The organism is Reyranella soli (assembly GCF_007992495.1).
In the GTDB taxonomy this organism is placed as follows: Bacteria; Pseudomonadota; Alphaproteobacteria; order Reyranellales; family Reyranellaceae; genus Reyranella; species Reyranella soli.
The window spans coordinates 1-16,783 of the sequence record NZ_BKAJ01000023.1; the positions used below are offsets into that span (position 1 = coordinate 1).

The 16,783-nt window shown below is 65.6% G+C and carries 19 protein-coding genes; 9 read left to right on the plus strand and 10 right to left on the minus strand.

All coding sequences use genetic code 11. The features are described 5' to 3' along the window. Nucleotides 1–743: 743 nt before the first annotated feature. The gene (locus RSO01_RS06490; protein ID WP_147147385.1) at nucleotides 744–1,721 is read right to left on the minus strand and encodes a Bug family tripartite tricarboxylate transporter substrate binding protein; all 978 of its coding nucleotides are present in this window, start codon (nucleotides 1,719–1,721) and stop codon (nucleotides 744–746) included. 135 nt (nucleotides 1,722–1,856) lie between these two features. On the opposite strand from RSO01_RS06490, the gene ppk2 reads away from it, so the two are divergent. Genes ppk2 through RSO01_RS06505 form a run of 3 tightly spaced genes read left to right on the plus strand, consistent with a single transcriptional unit; the run spans nucleotide 1,857 to nucleotide 3,922 of the window. Beyond that, nucleotides 1,857–2,654, plus strand: coding sequence for a polyphosphate kinase 2 (gene ppk2, locus RSO01_RS06495; protein WP_147147387.1), 798 nt, complete (start codon nucleotides 1,857–1,859; stop codon nucleotides 2,652–2,654). A gap of 19 nt (nucleotides 2,655–2,673) precedes the next feature. Beyond that, complete coding sequence (locus RSO01_RS06500) at nucleotides 2,674–3,108, plus strand: hypothetical protein (protein WP_147147390.1); 435 nt, start codon at nucleotides 2,674–2,676, stop codon at nucleotides 3,106–3,108. Nucleotides 3,109–3,139: 31 nt separating this feature from the next. Then, nucleotides 3,140–3,922, plus strand: a complete 783-nt coding sequence (locus RSO01_RS06505; protein WP_170302879.1) for a Crp/Fnr family transcriptional regulator — start codon at nucleotides 3,140–3,142, stop codon at nucleotides 3,920–3,922. A 4-nt stretch (nucleotides 3,923–3,926) separates the two neighbouring features. Here the strand turns inward: RSO01_RS06505 and RSO01_RS06510 are convergent, their stop codons facing one another. The 6 genes from RSO01_RS06510 to RSO01_RS06535 form a co-directional block, all read right to left on the minus strand. Then, entirely contained in the window at nucleotides 3,927–4,271 is a 345-nt protein-coding gene (locus tag RSO01_RS06510) for a hypothetical protein (protein WP_147147393.1), read from the minus strand. A 169-nt stretch (nucleotides 4,272–4,440) separates the two neighbouring features. Continuing rightward, the gene (locus tag RSO01_RS06515) at nucleotides 4,441–5,028 is read right to left on the minus strand and encodes a hypothetical protein (RefSeq protein WP_170302880.1); all 588 of its coding nucleotides are present in this window, start codon (nucleotides 5,026–5,028) and stop codon (nucleotides 4,441–4,443) included. A 220-nt stretch (nucleotides 5,029–5,248) separates the two neighbouring features. Beyond that, the gene (locus RSO01_RS06520) at nucleotides 5,249–6,241 is read right to left on the minus strand and encodes a Bug family tripartite tricarboxylate transporter substrate binding protein (protein ID WP_147147396.1); all 993 of its coding nucleotides are present in this window, start codon (nucleotides 6,239–6,241) and stop codon (nucleotides 5,249–5,251) included. 32 nt (nucleotides 6,242–6,273) lie between these two features. Next, nucleotides 6,274–6,690 carry a type II toxin-antitoxin system VapC family toxin gene (locus RSO01_RS06525; RefSeq protein WP_170302881.1) on the minus strand — a complete coding sequence of 139 codons (417 nt, stop codon included), beginning with the start codon at nucleotides 6,688–6,690 and terminating at the stop codon, nucleotides 6,274–6,276. Beyond that, on the minus strand, nucleotides 6,690–6,899 hold the full coding sequence (locus RSO01_RS06530; protein WP_147147400.1) for a ribbon-helix-helix protein, CopG family: 210 nt from the start codon (nucleotides 6,897–6,899) through the stop codon (nucleotides 6,690–6,692). The genes RSO01_RS06525 and RSO01_RS06530 overlap by 1 nt, the downstream gene beginning before the upstream one ends. A 43-nt stretch (nucleotides 6,900–6,942) precedes the next feature. Beyond that, nucleotides 6,943–7,281 carry a VOC family protein gene (locus RSO01_RS06535; protein ID WP_147147402.1) on the minus strand — a complete coding sequence of 113 codons (339 nt, stop codon included), beginning with the start codon at nucleotides 7,279–7,281 and terminating at the stop codon, nucleotides 6,943–6,945. Between the two features lie 82 nt (nucleotides 7,282–7,363). Between RSO01_RS06535 and RSO01_RS06540 the strand changes: the two genes are divergently transcribed. Further along, nucleotides 7,364–8,272 carry a 5'-methylthioadenosine/S-adenosylhomocysteine nucleosidase gene (locus RSO01_RS06540; protein ID WP_147147404.1) on the plus strand — a complete coding sequence of 303 codons (909 nt, stop codon included), beginning with the start codon at nucleotides 7,364–7,366 and terminating at the stop codon, nucleotides 8,270–8,272. 21 nt (nucleotides 8,273–8,293) lie between these two features. After that, complete coding sequence (gatB, locus tag RSO01_RS06545; RefSeq protein WP_147147405.1) at nucleotides 8,294–9,742, plus strand: Asp-tRNA(Asn)/Glu-tRNA(Gln) amidotransferase subunit GatB; 1,449 nt, start codon at nucleotides 8,294–8,296, stop codon at nucleotides 9,740–9,742. On the opposite strand, the gene RSO01_RS06550 is transcribed toward gatB, so the two are convergent. Continuing rightward, entirely contained in the window at nucleotides 9,739–10,920 is a 1,182-nt protein-coding gene (locus tag RSO01_RS06550) for a hypothetical protein (protein WP_170302882.1), read from the minus strand. The two genes, gatB and RSO01_RS06550, sit on opposite strands and share 4 nt — an antisense overlap. 48 nt (nucleotides 10,921–10,968) lie before the next feature. Between RSO01_RS06550 and RSO01_RS06555 the strand changes: the two genes are divergently transcribed. Next, nucleotides 10,969–11,736, plus strand: a complete 768-nt coding sequence (locus tag RSO01_RS06555; RefSeq protein WP_170302883.1) for an N-acyl homoserine lactonase family protein — start codon at nucleotides 10,969–10,971, stop codon at nucleotides 11,734–11,736. A 20-nt stretch (nucleotides 11,737–11,756) separates the two neighbouring features. On the opposite strand, the gene RSO01_RS06560 is transcribed toward RSO01_RS06555, so the two are convergent. After that, entirely contained in the window at nucleotides 11,757–12,848 is a 1,092-nt protein-coding gene (locus RSO01_RS06560) for an acyl-CoA dehydrogenase family protein (RefSeq protein WP_246158150.1), read from the minus strand. Nucleotides 12,849–12,949: 101 nt separating this feature from the next. Here RSO01_RS06560 and RSO01_RS06565 point away from each other — a divergent pair, with 101 nt between their 5' ends. Genes RSO01_RS06565 through RSO01_RS06575 form a run of 3 tightly spaced genes read left to right on the plus strand, consistent with a single transcriptional unit; the run spans nucleotide 12,950 to nucleotide 15,912 of the window. Beyond that, on the plus strand, nucleotides 12,950–13,996 hold the full coding sequence (locus tag RSO01_RS06565; RefSeq protein ID WP_170302884.1) for an AraC family transcriptional regulator: 1,047 nt from the start codon (nucleotides 12,950–12,952) through the stop codon (nucleotides 13,994–13,996). Between the two features lie 30 nt (nucleotides 13,997–14,026). Further along, entirely contained in the window at nucleotides 14,027–14,824 is a 798-nt protein-coding gene (locus tag RSO01_RS06570; protein WP_147147415.1) for a FadR/GntR family transcriptional regulator, read from the plus strand. Next, nucleotides 14,821–15,912: a serine hydrolase domain-containing protein gene (locus RSO01_RS06575; protein ID WP_246158153.1), complete on the plus strand. Its 1,092-nt coding sequence runs from the start codon at nucleotides 14,821–14,823 to the stop codon at nucleotides 15,910–15,912. Before RSO01_RS06570 ends, RSO01_RS06575 begins: the two co-directional genes overlap by 4 nt. A gap of 113 nt (nucleotides 15,913–16,025) precedes the next feature. Here the strand turns inward: RSO01_RS06575 and RSO01_RS06580 are convergent, their stop codons facing one another. Continuing rightward, entirely contained in the window at nucleotides 16,026–16,778 is a 753-nt protein-coding gene (locus RSO01_RS06580; protein WP_147147417.1) for a VOC family protein, read from the minus strand. Nucleotides 16,779–16,783 lie beyond the last annotated feature (5 nt).

Below are 16,783 nucleotides of genomic sequence, written 5' to 3' on the forward strand. Positions count from 1 at the left end.
GGAGCCCTTGACGTCAAAACCACTGTGACGCGCTACTAGTAGCTCTGCACAGTGATCATGGCGGGTTGGCGCGGGGGGCCGGCGAGATTGCCAGCACTGCCGGCACCTTTGCGCGACCCGAACGATTTTTGCGCCTTTTCGCCCCTTATGGGACGCAAAAATAGAACCGTAGTTGATCCGAGAAAGCACCTCAGTTATATTGACCGCGCGCTCGCCTCCCGGCGGCTCCGCTCTATGCATCGTTCATCCGGTATCGTCGCGCCCGGCAGCAGCCCTGCCGGGTCCAGCTTTCCGTCATGCCGAGCGAAGCCACCCGAAGCAACCCGCCCTTGCCACAGCGTGAAAACGGTCAGCGGAATTAGCGAAAATTCAAAAACGCAATAGATTCAATGGCTTCGTTGATGTTTTCGGGCCTGGCGGAATCTGGCGGGAATTCCCTCCGGCCAGTGGTCGAGCCGAGGCACGCGACATGTCGTTTCCGTGGCGTTTCAGGCGACAGCGTCCGGCCGCCGGCAGGGCCACAAATCGCAGCGCATCAATGGCTTGCCAACGTTTGCCACGCTGTTGCACGAACACGATCCCGTTTGCGGTTCAGCCCGGCAAAACCACTGTGCAAAGCTAAGCTGGGGAGGTGCCCGCGCAGCGGGCCGAGGGGGCATGACCATCAGGACTGCAGCCCCTGACCCCTCCGGCCCTTCGGGCCACCTCCCCATCGTAAGGACGATGGGGAGGAAGCTGAGACCTCAGTCAGTTGCCTTGATGTCGTTGTCCCTGATGACCTTGAACCAGCGCTCCTGCTCGGCCTTGTGGAATGCCGCGAACTCCTCGGGCGAGCTGGCGAGGACTTCGAGGTGGATCTGCTCGACGAATTTCTGCATCACGTCGGCCGACCGCACCGCCCTGGCGAGTTCGGCGTTCATGCGATCGACGATCGGCCGCGGCATGCCGGCGGGTCCGTAGAGGCCCCACCAGGAATAGGTCGGGTAGGATTTGATACCCTGCTCGGTAAGGGTTGGGATGTCGGGAAGCGCCGGCGGCCGCTTCTCGCCGGTAGTGGCCAACGCGCGCAGCTTGCCGGTCCGGCAATAGGGCACGGCCGACACCAACGTGGTGATGCACATGTCGGTGACGCCGGCCAGGGCGTCCTGCACCGTCGGCCCACCACCCTTGTAGAAGATGAAGTTGGCGTCGAAGCCGTTCTCCTTGCGGACATGGGTCATCAGCAGCAGCGACTGGCTGGCCGACAGCATGCCGACGCTGACCTGGCCCGGCCGCCTGCGGGCGTCGGCCACGACCTCGGCGAAGGTCTTGTAGGGGCGGTCGGGATGGCAGGTGATGACCAGCGGGGCGCGGCCGACCAGCATCACGTTGAAGAGATCGGAGTCCTTGTAGGTGAGGTTGGGCGTGAAGGCGGGGCTCAGGATGTGGCTGTCGAAGGTCACCATCCAGGTCTGGCCGTCGGGTGGTGACTTGGCGGTGGCCGTGGCGCCGATCACGCCGGCGGCGCCGGGCTTGTTCTCGACCACGATCTGCCAGCCGGTGTTATCGCCCAGCTTGGCGGCTATGATGCGGGCGATCGGATCGGTGCCGCCGCCCGGCGGGAAGGGCACGATGAACTTGATCGGCCCCTTCGGCCAGTCGGCCTGGGCATTGACGCGGGATACCCAAAGGGTCGTGCCGAGGCTCCCAGCCAGCACGACGCGGCGACGCAAGACGGCCATGTCAGCCTCCCGGATGCGTCTGTATTTTCGGCGAGCCTAGGCCGGGCTGCTGGCAGGCGCCAGAGGCCTGTTGACCAATATCAATGCCGTACGCCAGTACGGCTCGTTAGCCTGATCCGGGGAGTAGGAACGGCCATGAGCAAGGATGTCGGCGAGAAGCTGAAGCGCAAGCAGTACGAGAAGGAACTCGAGAAGCTCCAGGTCGAGCTCTGCCATCTGCAGGACTGGGTCAAGGCGACCGGCGAGCGGATCGTGATCGTGCTCGAGGGCCGTGATGCTGCCGGCAAGGGCGGGCTGATCAAGGCGATGACCGCGCGCGTGAGCCCGCGGGTCTTTCGCGTCTTTGCCTTGCCTGCACCCACCGACCGGCAGAAGACCGAGATGTACATGCAGCGCTACATCGAGCACTTCCCGGCGGCTGGCGAGATCGTGATCTTCGACCGCAGCTGGTACAATCGCGCCGGCGTCGAGTACGTCATGGGTTTCTGCACGCCCGAGCAGCATCAGCGCTTCCTGGAGCTCTGCCCGGTCGTCGAGAGGTTCGTGGTCGACGGCGGCATCAGGCTGCTCAAGATTTGGCTGGAAGTCGGGCAGAAGGAGCAGGAGCGCCGCTTCATGGCGCGCATCGAGGATCCGATCCGGCAATGGAAGCTGAGCCCGATGGATACCGAGTCCTTCAAGCGCTGGTACGAATATTCCAAGGCGCGCGACATGATGCTGGAACGCACCGATACGGAAGAGTCGCCCTGGTATATCGTGCGCACCGACGACAAGCGGCGGGGCCGGCTCAACGCCATCTCCCATATCCTGGCGCAGATCCCTTACAAGCGGATCGACAAGGCCAAGGTCAAGCTGCCGCCGCGCTCGGACAAGCGGCAATATGACGACCATGCGACGATGAAGGGTCGCCGCTTCGTCAATGAGCTATACTGATGGACGGTAGGAGGACGCCATGAAGCTGCTCACCGTCAAGGAACTGCAAGCCCGGATCGCCGAGGTGGAGGGCGCCAAGGCCTCGGCCGCGCTCAAGGCGCAGCACGCGGAGGATGAGGAGAAGCGCGCCCTGCTCGAGCGGCTGACCAAGCCGTCGGGACTGAGCGACGACGAGGTGATGGAGAAGGCCTCGATCATCATCAACCGCGCGGTCGAGAACGGCCAGATGTCTGTGCAGGTCTTCCGCTTTCCCCATTCGCTTTGCAGCGACAACGGCCGGGCCATCAACCAGGCCGAGGCCGGCTGGGAGGCGACGCTGACGGGCATTCCCCGGGAGATCTACGACTTCTGGAAGCGCCAGCTGCAGCCGCGCGGCTATCACATCCGCTACGAGACAATCAATTATCCGGGCGGCATGCCGGGCGACGTCGGCATCATCCTGAGTTGGGGCTGATACGGTTCAGACAGTGTGATAACATCCCGCCGTGAACTTCACGGCGCCTCCCGGCCAGCCGCGGGGCATAGCGGTTGGGCTGAAGTTGCTTACTTCCCTGCCATGCGACCGCTGTGTCGGCAGGTCGCTGAACCTGTGCAGGCCACTGGATGATGCCCGCCTTCGCCGGCTGCTGGCGCTGGGCGGCATCCGCCACTGGAAGCGGCACGAGACGCTGTTCCGCGCCGGCGATCCGATGACGTCGTTCTTCAAGATCCGCAAAGGCATCGCCGCGGTCTCGCGCGCGCTTGATGACGGCCGCCGGCAGATCGTCGCCGTGCGCGCGCCGGGCGACTGCGTGGGCTATCTCGACAACGACGGCAGGTACGCCTTCGAGGGCGAGGCGCTGACCGACGTCGAGGCCTGCGCCTTCGATCGCCGCGGCTTCGACGCCTTCGCTGCCGATCATCCCGACCTCGCCGCGGCGGTGTCGGAAGCGCTGTCGAGCGCGCTCAAGCAGACCGGGCAGGCCATGCTGGTGCTCGGCCAGCTGAAGTCGACCGAGCGCGTGGCGCATTTCCTCTGCGAGATCGACGCGCTGTACCGCGACCGCCATATCGGCGGCACGCCGCTTGTCCTGCACATGAGTCGCGGTGAGATCGGCGACTATCTCGGTCTCACCATCGAGACGGTGAGCCGCAGCATGGGCAAGCTGAAGAAGCGCGGGCTTATAGGTCTCATCGGCAGCGACGGCGTCGTCGTGCTTGAGGGCGCCAAGCTGCGCGAGGTCGGCAAGGTGGGCGCGGCGCCGGCCAGCGTGGCCGCCGCCTTCTGACGTCCTAACGCCCGGCCGGTCGATAAACCAGCATGGTGCCGCGGTCGGTAGGGACCGCCGTGATGATCGTGCCGCGGCGCTCGTCCCGCCATACGCGCTGGGCTTCATCCATGGGCTTGCCGTGAATGCCCTGCAGGAGGCCAGTCTGCAGCTCCGGATCGGAGTCGGGGAACAGTACGACCGTCTGGGCGAGCTTGCCGTCGCTGTTGAATGCAAACGACGTCGATGCCGGCATGCCCACCATCTCCAGCCGCTCGACGAAGAGCGAAGGCTGCAGGCCACCGGGTGGTGGCGTGCAGACCGGCGCGTCGGCGCGGCACGGCACGGCCTGGCCTGAGCTCGCCGACATGATCTGAGAAGGCGTGAAGCCCCATTCGGCATACTGCCACTAGGCGTGTGCCGGCACGGTAATAGTCGTCGCCAGGATCAAGGCGAGGATCAGTGAGCGCATGATTCGACGTAGCATTTTGATCGGATGGAGCCACCCGAGCCCCATCCGATCGCGGGCTCGTGCGGGATCAGCGGATGACAGTGGCCTTGATGGCGGTTTGCTGGCTCCACACGGTGATGACCTGGTCGCCGACCTTGACTGACCTCACGGCAGCCTGGCCATTCGCGGTCTGCGCCGTCGGCAGCTGGATGACCTCGCCACTATCCGGCGCCGGCTCCTCGGGCCGGCCGCCCGAAGCGTTGATCAGGTAGATCGTGTTGCCGTCGACCTTGGTGACCATGCCGTCCATGCGCCACAGCTTGATCGGCTCCTGCATGCCGGGGATGCCCTGCAGGCGCGCCCCCTTGGCCAGCATCGCCTTGGCCTGGGTGTCGTTCTGCGCCGTCTTCGGGGCGATCATGAAGTCGAGGTAGTCGTACCACTGGGTGTCGACGATGTTGCCGACCTTGAGCGACGGATAGTTGGTGACGAGGTCCGCAGCGCGCATCTTCACGCGGCCGAGGTCCTCCCACACGATGTTGAAGATGCGGCGTTCCGGATGGAGGCTGTGGATCGTGCCGCGCTTGAAGTTCTGGTAGGTGTTCGGCACGACGAGATCGTCACCCTGCGCGGCAAGCGGCAAGGGCAGGGCGGTCGCCAGACCGGCGCCTCCCATCAGTTTGAGCGTGGTACGACGGCTAGCTCGTGACATGGCTGGTCCCCGCTTGTTTCTTCTCTCGCGTCCAGGATGAACGCCGAAACAACGTGAACCGGGCTCCCGGCGTGGGCTTTGACCAAAATCAATGACGAGGCCCGCCGCGGTCGGATTTGCCTGGTCGCGCCGGGCAACCGGTGCGCGCCCAGCGACCGACTTCTTCGCTGCTGGCGACCGGGCCCTAGTCGCCCCTGATGTCGTTCTCCTTGATCACCTTGAACCAGCGCTCCTGCTCGCTCTTCTGGTAGGCGGCGAAGTCCTCGGGCGAGCTGGTCATGATCTCCATGTTGAACTGCTCGATGAACTTCTGCGTCACGTCGGGCGTGCGCACCGCCTTGGTGATCTCGGCATGCATGCGATCGACGATCGGCTTGGGCACGCCGGCCGGCGCATAGACGCCCCACCACGAATAGGACGGGAAGGCCTTGATGTTCTGCTCGGCCAGCGTCGGCACGTCGGGCAGCGCCGGCGTGCGCGCCTCGCCGGTAACCGCTACGGGGCGGATCTTGTTCGCGCGAATGTGCGGGCTGAACGAGGCGAGGCTGGAAATGCCGATGTCGGTGACGCCGCCCAGCAGGTCCTGCACCAAGGGGCCGCCGCCCTTGTAGGGGATCAGGTTGATCTTGAGCGCGTTCTCCTTGTTGATCAGCGTCGCCAGCACCAGCGCCTGGCTGCCGCCCAGCACGCCGAAGCTCACCTTCTCGGGCCGCGCCTTGGCATCGGCCGCTACCTCGGCGAAGGTCTTGTAGGGCCGGTCGGGGTGCGCGGCGATCGCCTGCGGCGTGCGCCCGATCAGCATGACGTTCATCAGCTCGGAGTCCTTGTAGGGGATCGACGGAGCGAACGCCGGATTGAGGATATGGCTGTCGAAGGTCACCATCCAGGTCTGGCCGTCAGGCGGCGACTTGGCCGCGATCGACGCGCCGACGACGCTGGCGCCGCCCGGCTTGTTGTCGACGATGACCTGCCAGCCGGTCTGGTCGACGAGCTTGGCCTGGATGATGCGCGCCACCGGGTCGGTCGAGCCGCCGGGCGGGAAGGGGACGATGATCTTGACCGGCCCCTTGGGCCAGTCGCCGGCCTGGGCGAGGTTCTGCGCCTTGACGACGGCGGGCGCAGCTACGGTCGCGGCGGCACTGCCGATGAGTACTGAACGACGACGAAGAACGGACAATTAATCCTCCCTTGCTTTACTTGCGCCGCCGGTTACCCGACCAGTCTGAACCCCACCGCGGCGAAATGGTGATCGAACGTGAACGCTACTCGTATGCGGGCGCGTTTCATGATTGCAAAGCTGGTTGCATCGACGGCCGACAGCTTGTGAAGATCTTTGCGTCGAAAGTAGTCCCAGGACTGGGCCAAATCGCGCAGCTCGCAGGGAAGCACTTTGACTGGGACACGACCGTAGATCGATTCCTTCCAGGCCAATGCCACGTCCCTATGAGCATTGCGCTCAAGAAAGGTAAAGGTTTCGAGGACGACGGGAATCGAGGTGTGAAGCCTGCCCCCGGCCTCCTCGAGTATCTCCCAATGCTCTCGGGCGCGCTCATGCAGCGGGTCGCGTGAGAGGGCCAGCGCGATCCATGCGCCGCTATCGACGAAGACCGCTTCGCCCTGCCGCATTAGACGTCGTCGTGGACGCTGTCGTGGTCGACGGATGTCCGCTTCGGTTCGCCGTCCCATAGCGCAACCGGCCCCTTGGCCGGCGGCTTGAGCACCTGCCTGCGGATCGCCTCTCGAATGAGGTCGGCCACGCTGCGGCCGGAGCGCGCTGCCGCCTTGCGCAGAGCGGCAAGCTCCTCTGATGGCAGATATACCTGGGTCTTTTCCATGTGTGTCAAATTAGGTCGCTCAGTGACATATGTCAAAAGTCGGTCAAGCCCGATCCGAAATCGAGAAGGGATTGCCGTCGGGGTCCTTGCCCTCGCAACGCACCAGCCCGCCGCCGGTCATCAGCTTGGACATTTTGGCGCCGCGGCCGACCAGTTCCTGGCGCGCCGCCGGGATGTCCTTGGCCCAGAAGCCGATCTTGGGCGGCCGGCGGCCGACCGCCGAAGTGCCGTTGTGCAAAGCGATGACGCAGCCGTTGGCGTCGAACTCCTTCCAGCCCTTTTCGTCCTTCCTGACCTTGAGGCCGAGCACGTCGCGGTAGAACGCCATCATTCCCGGCATGTTCTTTGTGAAAAGCACGATGCGCCGCATCGATAGTGTCATGTTTGCCTCCGCAATCGGGGCGAGCAGGACACGAATCGATTTTTTTGCCAAGCGGGATTCGACGAGCTATTCAGCGGACACCATGCGCTTCATCGCTCCCATCCTGTGCCTGCTGCTGTCGCTTCTCGCTCTGCCGTTGAGGGCGGCCGATCGGCTCGACACCGTGCCACGCGTTGCCGTGATCTGCGCCTTCGAGCCTGAATGGAAAACTTTGAAGGCCAGCCTCGGCGAGCCCAAGAGCCACTATGCCAACGGCGTGGAGTTCGTGACCGGGACACTGTCGGGTCGCAAGGTTGTGTTGTTCCTGAGTGGCATCAGCATGGTGAATGCGACCATGACCACGCAGCTCGCGCTCGATCGCTTCGACGTCGCCGGCATCGTGGTGAGCGGCATCGCCGGCGGCGTCGACCCCAACCTGCGGATCGGTGACGTCGCAGTGGCCGCGCGCTGGGGGCAGTATCTCGAAGCCGTGTTTGCGCGCGAGATCGACGGCAAGTTCCAGCCGCCGCCGTGGGCGAAGACGCCCTTTGCCAACTACGGCATGATCTTTCCGTCCGAGGTCTGGGCGCGTACGGCCAACGGGGAGGAGCGGCGTTTCTGGTTCGACGCCGATCCCGGCATGCTCGCCGCCGCGGGCAAGCTCGGCGCGACCGAGCTCAAGCGTTGCACGGCCGAGGAGGCCTGCCTGCCCGGCACGCCGCGCGTCGTCGTCGGCGGCAACGGCGTTTCCGGTGCAGCCTTCGTCGACAATGCCGCTTTCCGCGAATACGTGTTCAAAACCTTCGAAGCCCATGTCCTGGACATGGAAAGCGCTGCGGTCGCCATGGTAGCCTATGCCAACGGCGTGCCATTCATCGCTTTTCGCAGCCTCTCTGACCTTGCGGGCGGAAGCGAGGGGGTCAACCAGATCCGCACGTTCTTCCAGCTCGCATCGGACAATTCTGCCACCGTCGTGCAGCGGTTCCTGGCGCTCTGGACGCCGCCGCGGTGATCGCCTAAGTACCCTCGCATTATGTCCATGATCAAAGGCGAAACCGGCGATTGGGAAATCGTCCTGGGACTGGAAGTCCATGCCCAGGTGATCTCCGACGCCAAGTTGTTCTCCGGCGCGCCGACGACGTTCGGCGCCGATCCCAACACCCAGGTATCGCTGGTCGACGCCGCCATGCCCGGCATGCTGCCGGTGATCAACAAGCGCTGCGTCGAGCAGTCGGTGCGTACGGGGCTGGGGCTGAACGCCAAGATCAACCTGCGCTCGGTGTTCGACCGCAAGAACTACTTCTACGCCGACCTGCCGGCGGGCTACCAGATCTCCCAGTACAAGGACCCGATCGTAGGCGAGGGCGAGGTCGAGATCGACCTGCCTGACGGCGAGACACGCAAGATCGGCATCGAGCGCCTCCATCTCGAGCAGGATGCCGCGAAGAACCTGCACGATCAGCATCCCACCCAGAGCTATATCGACCTCAACCGGTCAGGCGTGGCGCTGATGGAGATCGTGAGCAAGCCCGATCTGCGCTCGGCCGACGAGGCCGCGGCCTATCTCGCCAAGCTGCGCTCGATCGTGCGCTATCTCGGCACCTGCGACGGCAACATGGACGAAGGCTCCATGCGCTGCGACGTCAACGTCTCGGTGCGCAAGCCGAACGGGCCGCTCGGCACGCGCTGCGAGATCAAGAACGTGAACTCGATCCGCTTCGTGAAGCAGGCGATCGAGTACGAAGCGCGCCGCCAAGTCGAGCTGATCGAAGGCGGCGGCACCGTGGTGCAGGAGACGCGGGGGTTTGATCCCAACAAGGGCGAGACGCGCCCGCAGCGCTCCAAGGAAGACGCGCACGACTATCGCTACTTCCCCGATCCCGACCTGCTGCCGCTGATCCTGACCAAAGAGTATGTCGACAAGATCCGCGACACGCTGCCCGAGCTGCCCGACGCGCGGAAGAACCGCTACATCGGCGATTTTGGGCTCTCGCCGTACGATGCCGGTGTGCTGACGGCCGAGAAGGAGACCGCGGAGTTCTTCGAGACCGTGGCCAAGGGCCGCGACGCCAAGCAGGCGGCCAACTGGGTGACCGGCGACTTCTTCGGCATGCTGAACCGCCGCGGCGTCTCCATCGACCAGTCGCCGGTGAGCGCAGCCAATCTCGGCAAGCTCTTGGACCTCATTGCCGACGGTACGATCTCAGGCCGCATCGCCAAGGACCTGTTCGTCGCCATGGAGGAGACGGGCAAGGATCCAGCGACGCTGGTCGAGGAGCGCGGCCTGAAGCAGGTGACGGACACCGGCGCCATCGAGGCCGCCATCAAGGCGGTGATCGACGCCAATCCCGGACAGCTCGCCGCCTACAAGGCGAAGCCCACGCTGTTCGGCTGGTTCGTCGGCCAGGTGATGAAGTCGACCGGCGGCAAGGCCAACCCCAAGGTCGTCAACGAACTTTTGAAGAAGGCGCTCGACGCCTAAGGATTCGCGAACCGCACCAGGTTCGCCGACAGCATGTCGGCGGACCACGACACGGCGACGATCTGGCCGTCCGGCGTGCGGGCGATGTCGGTGAAGCTGCCGGGCGGGCTCTGCCAGCGGGTATTGCCGTCGACGCTGGCGCACACCACGAAGCAGAGCGGTCCGGCCGCGGCGCAGACGACGGCGGCCACGCCGTCGCCGTCGGCGATCAGCCGGCGCGTCTGGTCGAACGGCCATGGCGCCCGGCCCAGCACCTTGCCCTGTTCGTCGAGCCGCACCAGAGCCGGCGCGTTTGCCGTCTGGAAGACATCGATCGCGGAGACCCAGAAGCCGGGCAGAAGCACGAACGACGTGCCGAGCGTGTTGAAAGGCGAGCGGCCCTGCGGCGTGCCGTCGGCGGCAAAGCGCGCGACGGTCCACCGGCTGAGGCCTGACATTTGTCCGACTTCCTGGATGATCGCCGACACACTGCCGTCCGGCTTGACGGCGAGGCCGTAGACGTCCTCCGGATAGGCCGGCCCCGGGCCGGCCTGCCAGGTGCGCTGGCCTGCCGTGTCGAACTTGCCGATCCACCAGTTGAAGGGATCGGGGCCGTAGCCGCCGCCTACCAGCAGCCCGTTATCGGCCGTCGGCAGGTAGAACCGGGTGCGATAGAAGGCGCCGGCGACGTCGGCGGCCGCCGGCAGGACCGAAGCGGCGCTCTGCACCTTGCCGTTCGCGTCGAGCCTGTAGAGCGTCGTCACCGAACGGTCGTCTTGCGGCAGGGCCACGCGGGTGTTCGAGCTCGACAGGAACACTGCCGCCTCGCCGGACGGGAAGGCGACGACGCCTAGCGATTCGGCATTGAAGCCGCTCGGCCCGACGCCGGCCTGCACGGGCAGCAGGGTGCGATACTTCTGCGTGCCCTCGCGCGTGTAGGCCAGCAGCTCGATATGCGCACTCCTGGCCGGCAGTATGCCGTCGGGCGACGGCTGGAAGCTCGAGCTCGCGACGTAGATCGAGCCGTCAGCGCCGACGGCAAGGCGGCCCGGAGGGCCGAGGCCCGACAATCGATGATCGGGCGGTGGCGGCAGGGCAATGTCGAGCGTGACGCGCGGCGCAGGTGGATCGGGAGATTGCGCGTGCGCCGCAGCCGAACCGCAGAGCAGGACGAGAAGGAAAACGGACGCAAGGCGCATGGCGCGAATCATATGTGCTACGCTTTGACCACGGAAGAGAGGAAGCAAATGACGGCGAAGCTGTACGCCATGACTTGCGGCCGTCTGGTCGGCCGCCTGAAGGACATGATCGAAGGCGAGGACGGCCAGGTGGCCTTGCCCATCCCGTCCTATCTCATCGAGCATCCCAAGGGACGCGCGCTGTTCGACACCGGCATGCATCCGCAGTTGCGTACCGACGCCGCCGGCCGGATTGGCGAGCGCGCGGCCCGCATCTTCGGCTTCGAGCAGTACGGTGCCGAGGACGACGTGAAGTCCCGCCTGGAATCGATCGACCGCGATCCCGGCAAGGTCGACTACATCATCAATTCACATCTTCACTTCGACCATGCCGGTGGCAACGAGTTGGTGCCCAACGCCACCATGGTCGTGCAGAAGCGCGAATGGCAGGCCGCGCAGGATCCCGAGACGGCGGCCAAGGTCGGCTTCTTTCGTGCCGACTTCGACCATGGTCATCAGGTCAAGCAGGTCGAGGGCGAGCATGACGTGTTCGGCGACGGCAGCGTGGTGTGCATCCCGACATATGGCCACACGCCCGGCCATCAGTCGCTCAGGGTGCGCACCGAGAAGGGCGAGGTCGTGATCACGGCCGACGCCTGCTACTTCTGCCGCACAATGCGCGAGCGCCGCCTGCCGCGCTTCGTCTATGACCGCGAGCAGATGCTGGCGTCGCTCGATCGGCTCGAGGCGCTGGAGAAGGGCGGGGCGAAGCTGTTCTTCGGCCACGATCCCGATTTCTGGAAGGACGTGCCCCAGGCGCCGGTGCCAGCGTTCTAGGGCACGTCGCTTCGCGTAGATCAGCCGTCGATCGGCAGGCCGAGCGCCATGCGGCCGGCGAGCTTCTGTTGCTGGCCATCCGTCAACGGATGGTAGCGCGCGCCCTGGACGTCGCGGAACGCGCGCTCCAGGCGCATGCTCTTGAAGAAGCCGGCGCCGCCTGCGGCGACCAGCGCCAGCTCGACCGTCTTGACCGCGCCGCGGGCGACCAGCGCGCGATGCTGGAAGACCTTGTTGGTGGTCTCGGGACCAGGCTGCGCCTGCTCCATGGTCTCGATCATGCTGCGATGGGCGATCTGCGTGGCGGCAAGCTCGGTGTCGAGCTGGCCGACCGCGTCGATCGTCTCCGGCTGCGTGCGCTTGGCGGCGGCCGCCACCGCGATGTCGCGCGCCGCCTCAGCGACGCCGGTATAGACGGCGTAGATCAGCGGGAACGCAACCATGGAGATCAGGTGGAACGACGGATGCCAGACACCGGCCGGCCGGCGGGCGGCGATGGCGGCATCGGCCACAAACACGTTCGCGAGCTTGACGCTATGCGAGGCCGTGCCGCGCATGCCGAGCGTGTCCCAGGTCTCGACGATCGACACGCCGGACGCGTTCATCGGCACGCCGAACTGCAGCGCCGTCGGTCCTTCTGCCGTCTGTTCAACGGCGCCGGTCATGAAGATGTTGGCCGACGGCGCGCCGCTGGCGAAGACCTTCAGGCCATTGACCTTGTACCCACCCTCGACCTTCTTGGCGGTGCCGGAGCCCGGCAGCCAGTCGGATCCGCCGGAGCTCAGGAGCTGCAGGCGCTCGGCGGCGACCCGCTTCAGCAGGCCGTCGGTGGGTGCTTTCTGGTAGCGCCAGCGCCAGGCGGCGGCCGCCACGGTGTGGGTGTGCATGGCCATGACCAGGGCGGTGGCGCCGCAATAATGCGCCAATTCGCGGAGCATATTTGCAAGCTCGACTCGGGACAGGCCGCCGCCGCCTAGCTCGGCCGGAACGGCCAGTCCGAGGAAACCATGGTCGCGCAGGGCTGCGATATTGGCGCCGACATAGCGGTTTTCGGCATCGCAGCGTTGGCCTTCCTCGGCGATCTGCGGGCCGAGCTTGGCGAGGTCGCTCAACCAGTCAGGGTAGGGGGAAGACTTGAGTAGGGGCTGTACAGACATGAATGCCTCTCTTCGGGTTGGCGACGCCTGTATCCTCGGCTAGAGGTTTTCGCACAATGACCGCAATACCGCCGTCCTTTGCCGATCGGCCGCCCGGCACCGATGTCCTGGCGGACATGCTGCGCGCCGTCCGGCTGACCGGCGCCATCTTCCTGAAGGCCAGTTTCACAGAGCCGTTTGGGATTTTGTCGCCGCAACGCTACGACCCGGCGATCCCCATGGCGCACCTGCGCCATGTCAGCATCTTCCACTACGTTGCCAGCGGCGGTTGCATGATGGAGACGGCGGGCGGCGTGCGTCGCGAGCTCAAGCCCGGCGACCTGGTGCTCCTGCCGTTCGCCGCCGAGCACAAGCTGTGGCGCGGCGAGGCCGAGTTCGTGCCGGCCTCGAGCATCGTCAATCTCGATTCCAAGGAAGGCGTCTGGTCATTCAGCCATGGCGGCGGCGGGACCGAGACGCGCTTCGTCTGCGGTTTCATCGAATCGGCGGAGATGATGTTCGCACCGATGTTCCGCACGCTGCCCGAGATGCTGGTCGATCGCGCCGACGACGAGGCGGTGGGCTTGGGCATTGCCCGCACGATCGACGATCTACTGGCACGGGTCGATTCCCTGACGCCGGGCGCCGAGGTGATCCTGGGCCGCATGATGGAGCTGCTGTTCGTCGAATTGCTGCGCCGCCATGCTGGCCGCCTGCCGGAGGGCAGCAAGGGCCTGTTCGCCGCATTGAACGATCCGCTGGTCGGCCGCGCCCTGCAGCTCATGCAGGCCGATCCGGCCCGTCGCTGGACGACCGACGATCTGGCCCGCGAAGCGGGCGCCTCGCGCACCGTGCTGGGCGAGCGCTTCAACGCCGTGCTGGGCAAGCCTCCCATCGAGTACCTGACGGGCTGGCGTATCCAGCTTGCCGCCGACCGCCTGCGCAACGGTCGCGACGCCATCGCCCGCATCGCCCTCGACAGCGGCTACGAATCGGAAGCGGCCTTCAACCGTGCCTTCAAGCGCGTCACCGGCCTGACGCCGGGTCGCTGGCGCGAAGGCGGCGGCGACAGCCCGCCCCTGATGCCCCTGCAGTTCGGCCGATCTCCCTTCTCGGGAGCTTGACTCTCCTATTTATTATAATAAATAGGGTGAATGGCATCCATCCGCACCCCCAAGCGCGGTGATCTCATGGTTGAGGAGATCAAGCGCTGGATCGCCGAGCGCCGGCTCGGACCGGGCGACAAGCTGCCCAAGGAAGACGAGCTTCAGGAACTGTTCGGCGTCAGCAAGGGTACGGCGCGCGAGGCGTTGAAATCGCTGGAAGTGCAGGGGCTGGTCACGGTGACCACAGGGCCGGCCGGCGGCGCCACGATTGGCGAGGTGCCGCTGGAGCGTGCCTTCCAGCTTTTGCAGAACTATCTCTTCTTCCGCGAACTCGACGTGGCGCAGATCTATGCCGTGCGCCGCCTGCTCGAGCCGGAGCTCGCGGCCGGCGCGGTGCCTCATCTGACCGAAGAGCATTTCGCGGCGCTTGAACGCAGCATCGAGACCTGCGCGCCGCATCCCGTCAGCGCTGAGCAGGCCTTGGCGCAGCGGCAGGAGGACCTGCACTTCCACGATGTGCTGGCGGCAGCCAACCCAAACATGCTGTTGCGCTTCATGTGCCAGGTCATCAACCACCTGCTGCGCTTTTCGGTAGCGATGGGCGATCAGAATTCGGCGGCGGGCCACAAGCTTGGTGAGACCAACGTGGCGGCGCACAGGCGTCTGCTGGCAGCGGCGCGGCGCGGCGATGTCAAGCAGGTGCGCAAACTCATGGTCGAGCACATCGACGAGGCCGAACGCCACGTCCATCAGGTCGCCGCCGCGGTGCGCCGGCGCTTCGTGCTCGATTCGGAGCTGCAGACGCGCATCGCGCACCCCTCTTCGAAGAAGGAGAAGGCGAAATGACCGGACGCAACATCGGCCGCCGGCAGGCGGTCATCGGTACGGGAGCGGCAGTCATGACGACGGCAGCGATGGGACGCGCGATGGCGGCGGACGGTGACATGGCGACACGTCTCGCCGGCCTGGAGAAAGACGGCCGCGTGTTCGGCCTGCACACCCTGCTGGTCTGGAAGAGCGGGCGCATGGTGTTCGAGCACTACGGAACGGGCGAGGACGAGATCCGGGGAGAGCCGCTCGGCAAGGTGACCTTTGGGCCGGACGTGCTGCACGACCTGCGTTCGGTCAGCAAGAGCATCGTCGGCATGCTCTATGGCATCGCACTTGCCGACGGCAAGGTGCCGCTGCCGGAAGCGAGGCTTTACGATCAGTTCCCGCAATATGCCGACCTGGCAAGCCAGCCGGCGCGTGAGCGGATCACCGTTGCGCACGTGCTCAGCATGACGATGGGCGTCGAGTGGGACGAGCTCACCCTTCCGTATCCCGATCCGCGCAACAGCGAGATCGCGATGGAGGCTGCCGCCGATCGTTATCGCTACGTGCTGTCCTGCCCGATCATCGGTCCGCCCGGCATGAAGTGGATCTACAACGGCGGCGCCACGGCGCTGCTTGGCTACCTGATCACCCGCGGCACCGGCGAGAAGCTGCCGGACTATGCGCGACGCGTCCTGTTCGATCCGATGGGGGCGGGACCGACCGAATGGTCGCACGGCAATGACGGCGAGACGATTGCCGCATCGGGCCTGCGCCTGCGGCCGCGCGATCTCGTCAATGTCGGCAGGATAGTGCTGGCCAATGGCGTCTGGCAGGGCCGCCAGCTGGTGCCGGCGAAGTGGCTGGAGCAGTCGACGACACAGGCCGTCGTCATCGACGGTCCCTCCGGCTACGGCTGGCATTGGTATCTGCTGTCGCCGCAGGATGGCGGCGCGCGCACGATCGGCGCGGCGGGGTGGGGCGGCCAGCGACTGTACGTCATGCCGGGGCTCGACCTCGTCGTGGCGATGAACTGCGGCAACTATTGGAAGTCGGGCATGGACCAGCGTCGCGTTGCCGACGTGCTGCTGAAGGAACTTGTGCTGCCGGCGGTGATGTAGTCTCGCCGGACCGCGGGCCTCCAGGCCCGCTCATAATCATGAGCGAGCCAGAGGCTCGCGGTCCAGAAGACGAAGATCATGAGCGGGCCTGGAGGCCCGCGGGCCGGCAAGACTCAATTCTGCGGCAAGAACTCGAACATCAGGCCGCCCGACTGGTCGGGACCCGTCAGCACGCGATCGCCTTCGGCCAGGGCGAAGGGCACGTTGTTGGCGCGCAGCAGGGCCTGCAAGGGCCGCGCGCGCTCGACGGCGATGGTGACACCGACGATCGCCGGCAGCTCCTGCGGTGCAATCGCCTCAATCGCCTTGTATTCGCTCTGATAGGCGGCCGCCGACCAGATCAGCAATTCGACGGTGCCGGTCTTCACCAGCAGGCAGCCGTCGAGGATCTCCTCGACCTTGGCGCTCCACTTCTCTTTCAGCGCCTTGGCGATCTCCTTGGGGTTCTCGGCGACGGCATGCACTGCCATCATCGCCAATGCGCCGTTGGGATGAACGATCCATTCCGGCTCCATGAAGGCATCGGGCGTCTCATGGCGCACCGGGAACCAGGGCAGGGGCCCATCACTTTCGCCGACCACGACGCCGGCATCGACCTCGTAACCGTCGTTGGTTTCCCAGGCGTGCGTGCGCTCCTCGCCCTCGAGCTCGGTGACGTTTGCCGCAACCGCGATGACGGGCGGCTCGCCCTGCAGCAGCTCGAGGTAGTTGGGCACGTCGTCCTGGTCGGGCTGGAAGCAGATGCAGCGCGGCTCGACGCCTTCCGGCGTCAGGTTGAAGCCGAGCTGCTGCAGCCGGGTCGCGGCCGACTCCGGGTCGGTCAGGGTCAGGGAGAGGTGATCGATGTCGCGCGCCGAAATCTTCATGCCCG

Excerpts from the sequence above, each read along its gene's own strand:
- RSO01_RS06490 (WP_147147385.1), bottom strand. The coding sequence starts at position 1,721 with ATGGCCGTCTTGCGTCGCCGCGTCGTGCTGGCTGGGAGCCTCGGCACG.
- ppk2 (WP_147147387.1), top strand. The coding sequence starts at position 1,857 with ATGAGCAAGGATGTCGGCGAGAAGCTGAAGCGCAAGCAGTACGAGAAG.
- RSO01_RS06500 (WP_147147390.1), top strand. The coding sequence starts at position 2,674 with ATGAAGCTGCTCACCGTCAAGGAACTGCAAGCCCGGATCGCCGAGGTG.
- RSO01_RS06510 (WP_147147393.1), bottom strand. The coding sequence starts at position 4,271 with ATGTCGGCGAGCTCAGGCCAGGCCGTGCCGTGCCGCGCCGACGCGCCG.
- RSO01_RS06515 (WP_170302880.1), bottom strand. The coding sequence starts at position 5,028 with ATGGGAGGCGCCGGTCTGGCGACCGCCCTGCCCTTGCCGCTTGCCGCG.
- RSO01_RS06525 (WP_170302881.1), bottom strand. The coding sequence starts at position 6,690 with ATGCGGCAGGGCGAAGCGGTCTTCGTCGATAGCGGCGCATGGATCGCG.
- RSO01_RS06530 (WP_147147400.1), bottom strand. The coding sequence starts at position 6,899 with ATGGAAAAGACCCAGGTATATCTGCCATCAGAGGAGCTTGCCGCTCTG.
- RSO01_RS06535 (WP_147147402.1), bottom strand. The coding sequence starts at position 7,281 with ATGACACTATCGATGCGGCGCATCGTGCTTTTCACAAAGAACATGCCG.
- RSO01_RS06540 (WP_147147404.1), top strand. The coding sequence starts at position 7,364 with ATGCGCTTCATCGCTCCCATCCTGTGCCTGCTGCTGTCGCTTCTCGCT.
- gatB (WP_147147405.1), top strand. The coding sequence starts at position 8,294 with ATGTCCATGATCAAAGGCGAAACCGGCGATTGGGAAATCGTCCTGGGA.
- RSO01_RS06550 (WP_170302882.1), bottom strand. The coding sequence starts at position 10,920 with ATGCGCCTTGCGTCCGTTTTCCTTCTCGTCCTGCTCTGCGGTTCGGCT.
- RSO01_RS06555 (WP_170302883.1), top strand. The coding sequence starts at position 10,969 with ATGACGGCGAAGCTGTACGCCATGACTTGCGGCCGTCTGGTCGGCCGC.
- RSO01_RS06565 (WP_170302884.1), top strand. The coding sequence starts at position 12,950 with ATGACCGCAATACCGCCGTCCTTTGCCGATCGGCCGCCCGGCACCGAT.
- RSO01_RS06570 (WP_147147415.1), top strand. The coding sequence starts at position 14,027 with ATGGCATCCATCCGCACCCCCAAGCGCGGTGATCTCATGGTTGAGGAG.
- RSO01_RS06575 (WP_246158153.1), top strand. The coding sequence starts at position 14,821 with ATGACCGGACGCAACATCGGCCGCCGGCAGGCGGTCATCGGTACGGGA.
- RSO01_RS06580 (WP_147147417.1), bottom strand. The coding sequence starts at position 16,778 with ATGAAGATTTCGGCGCGCGACATCGATCACCTCTCCCTGACCCTGACC.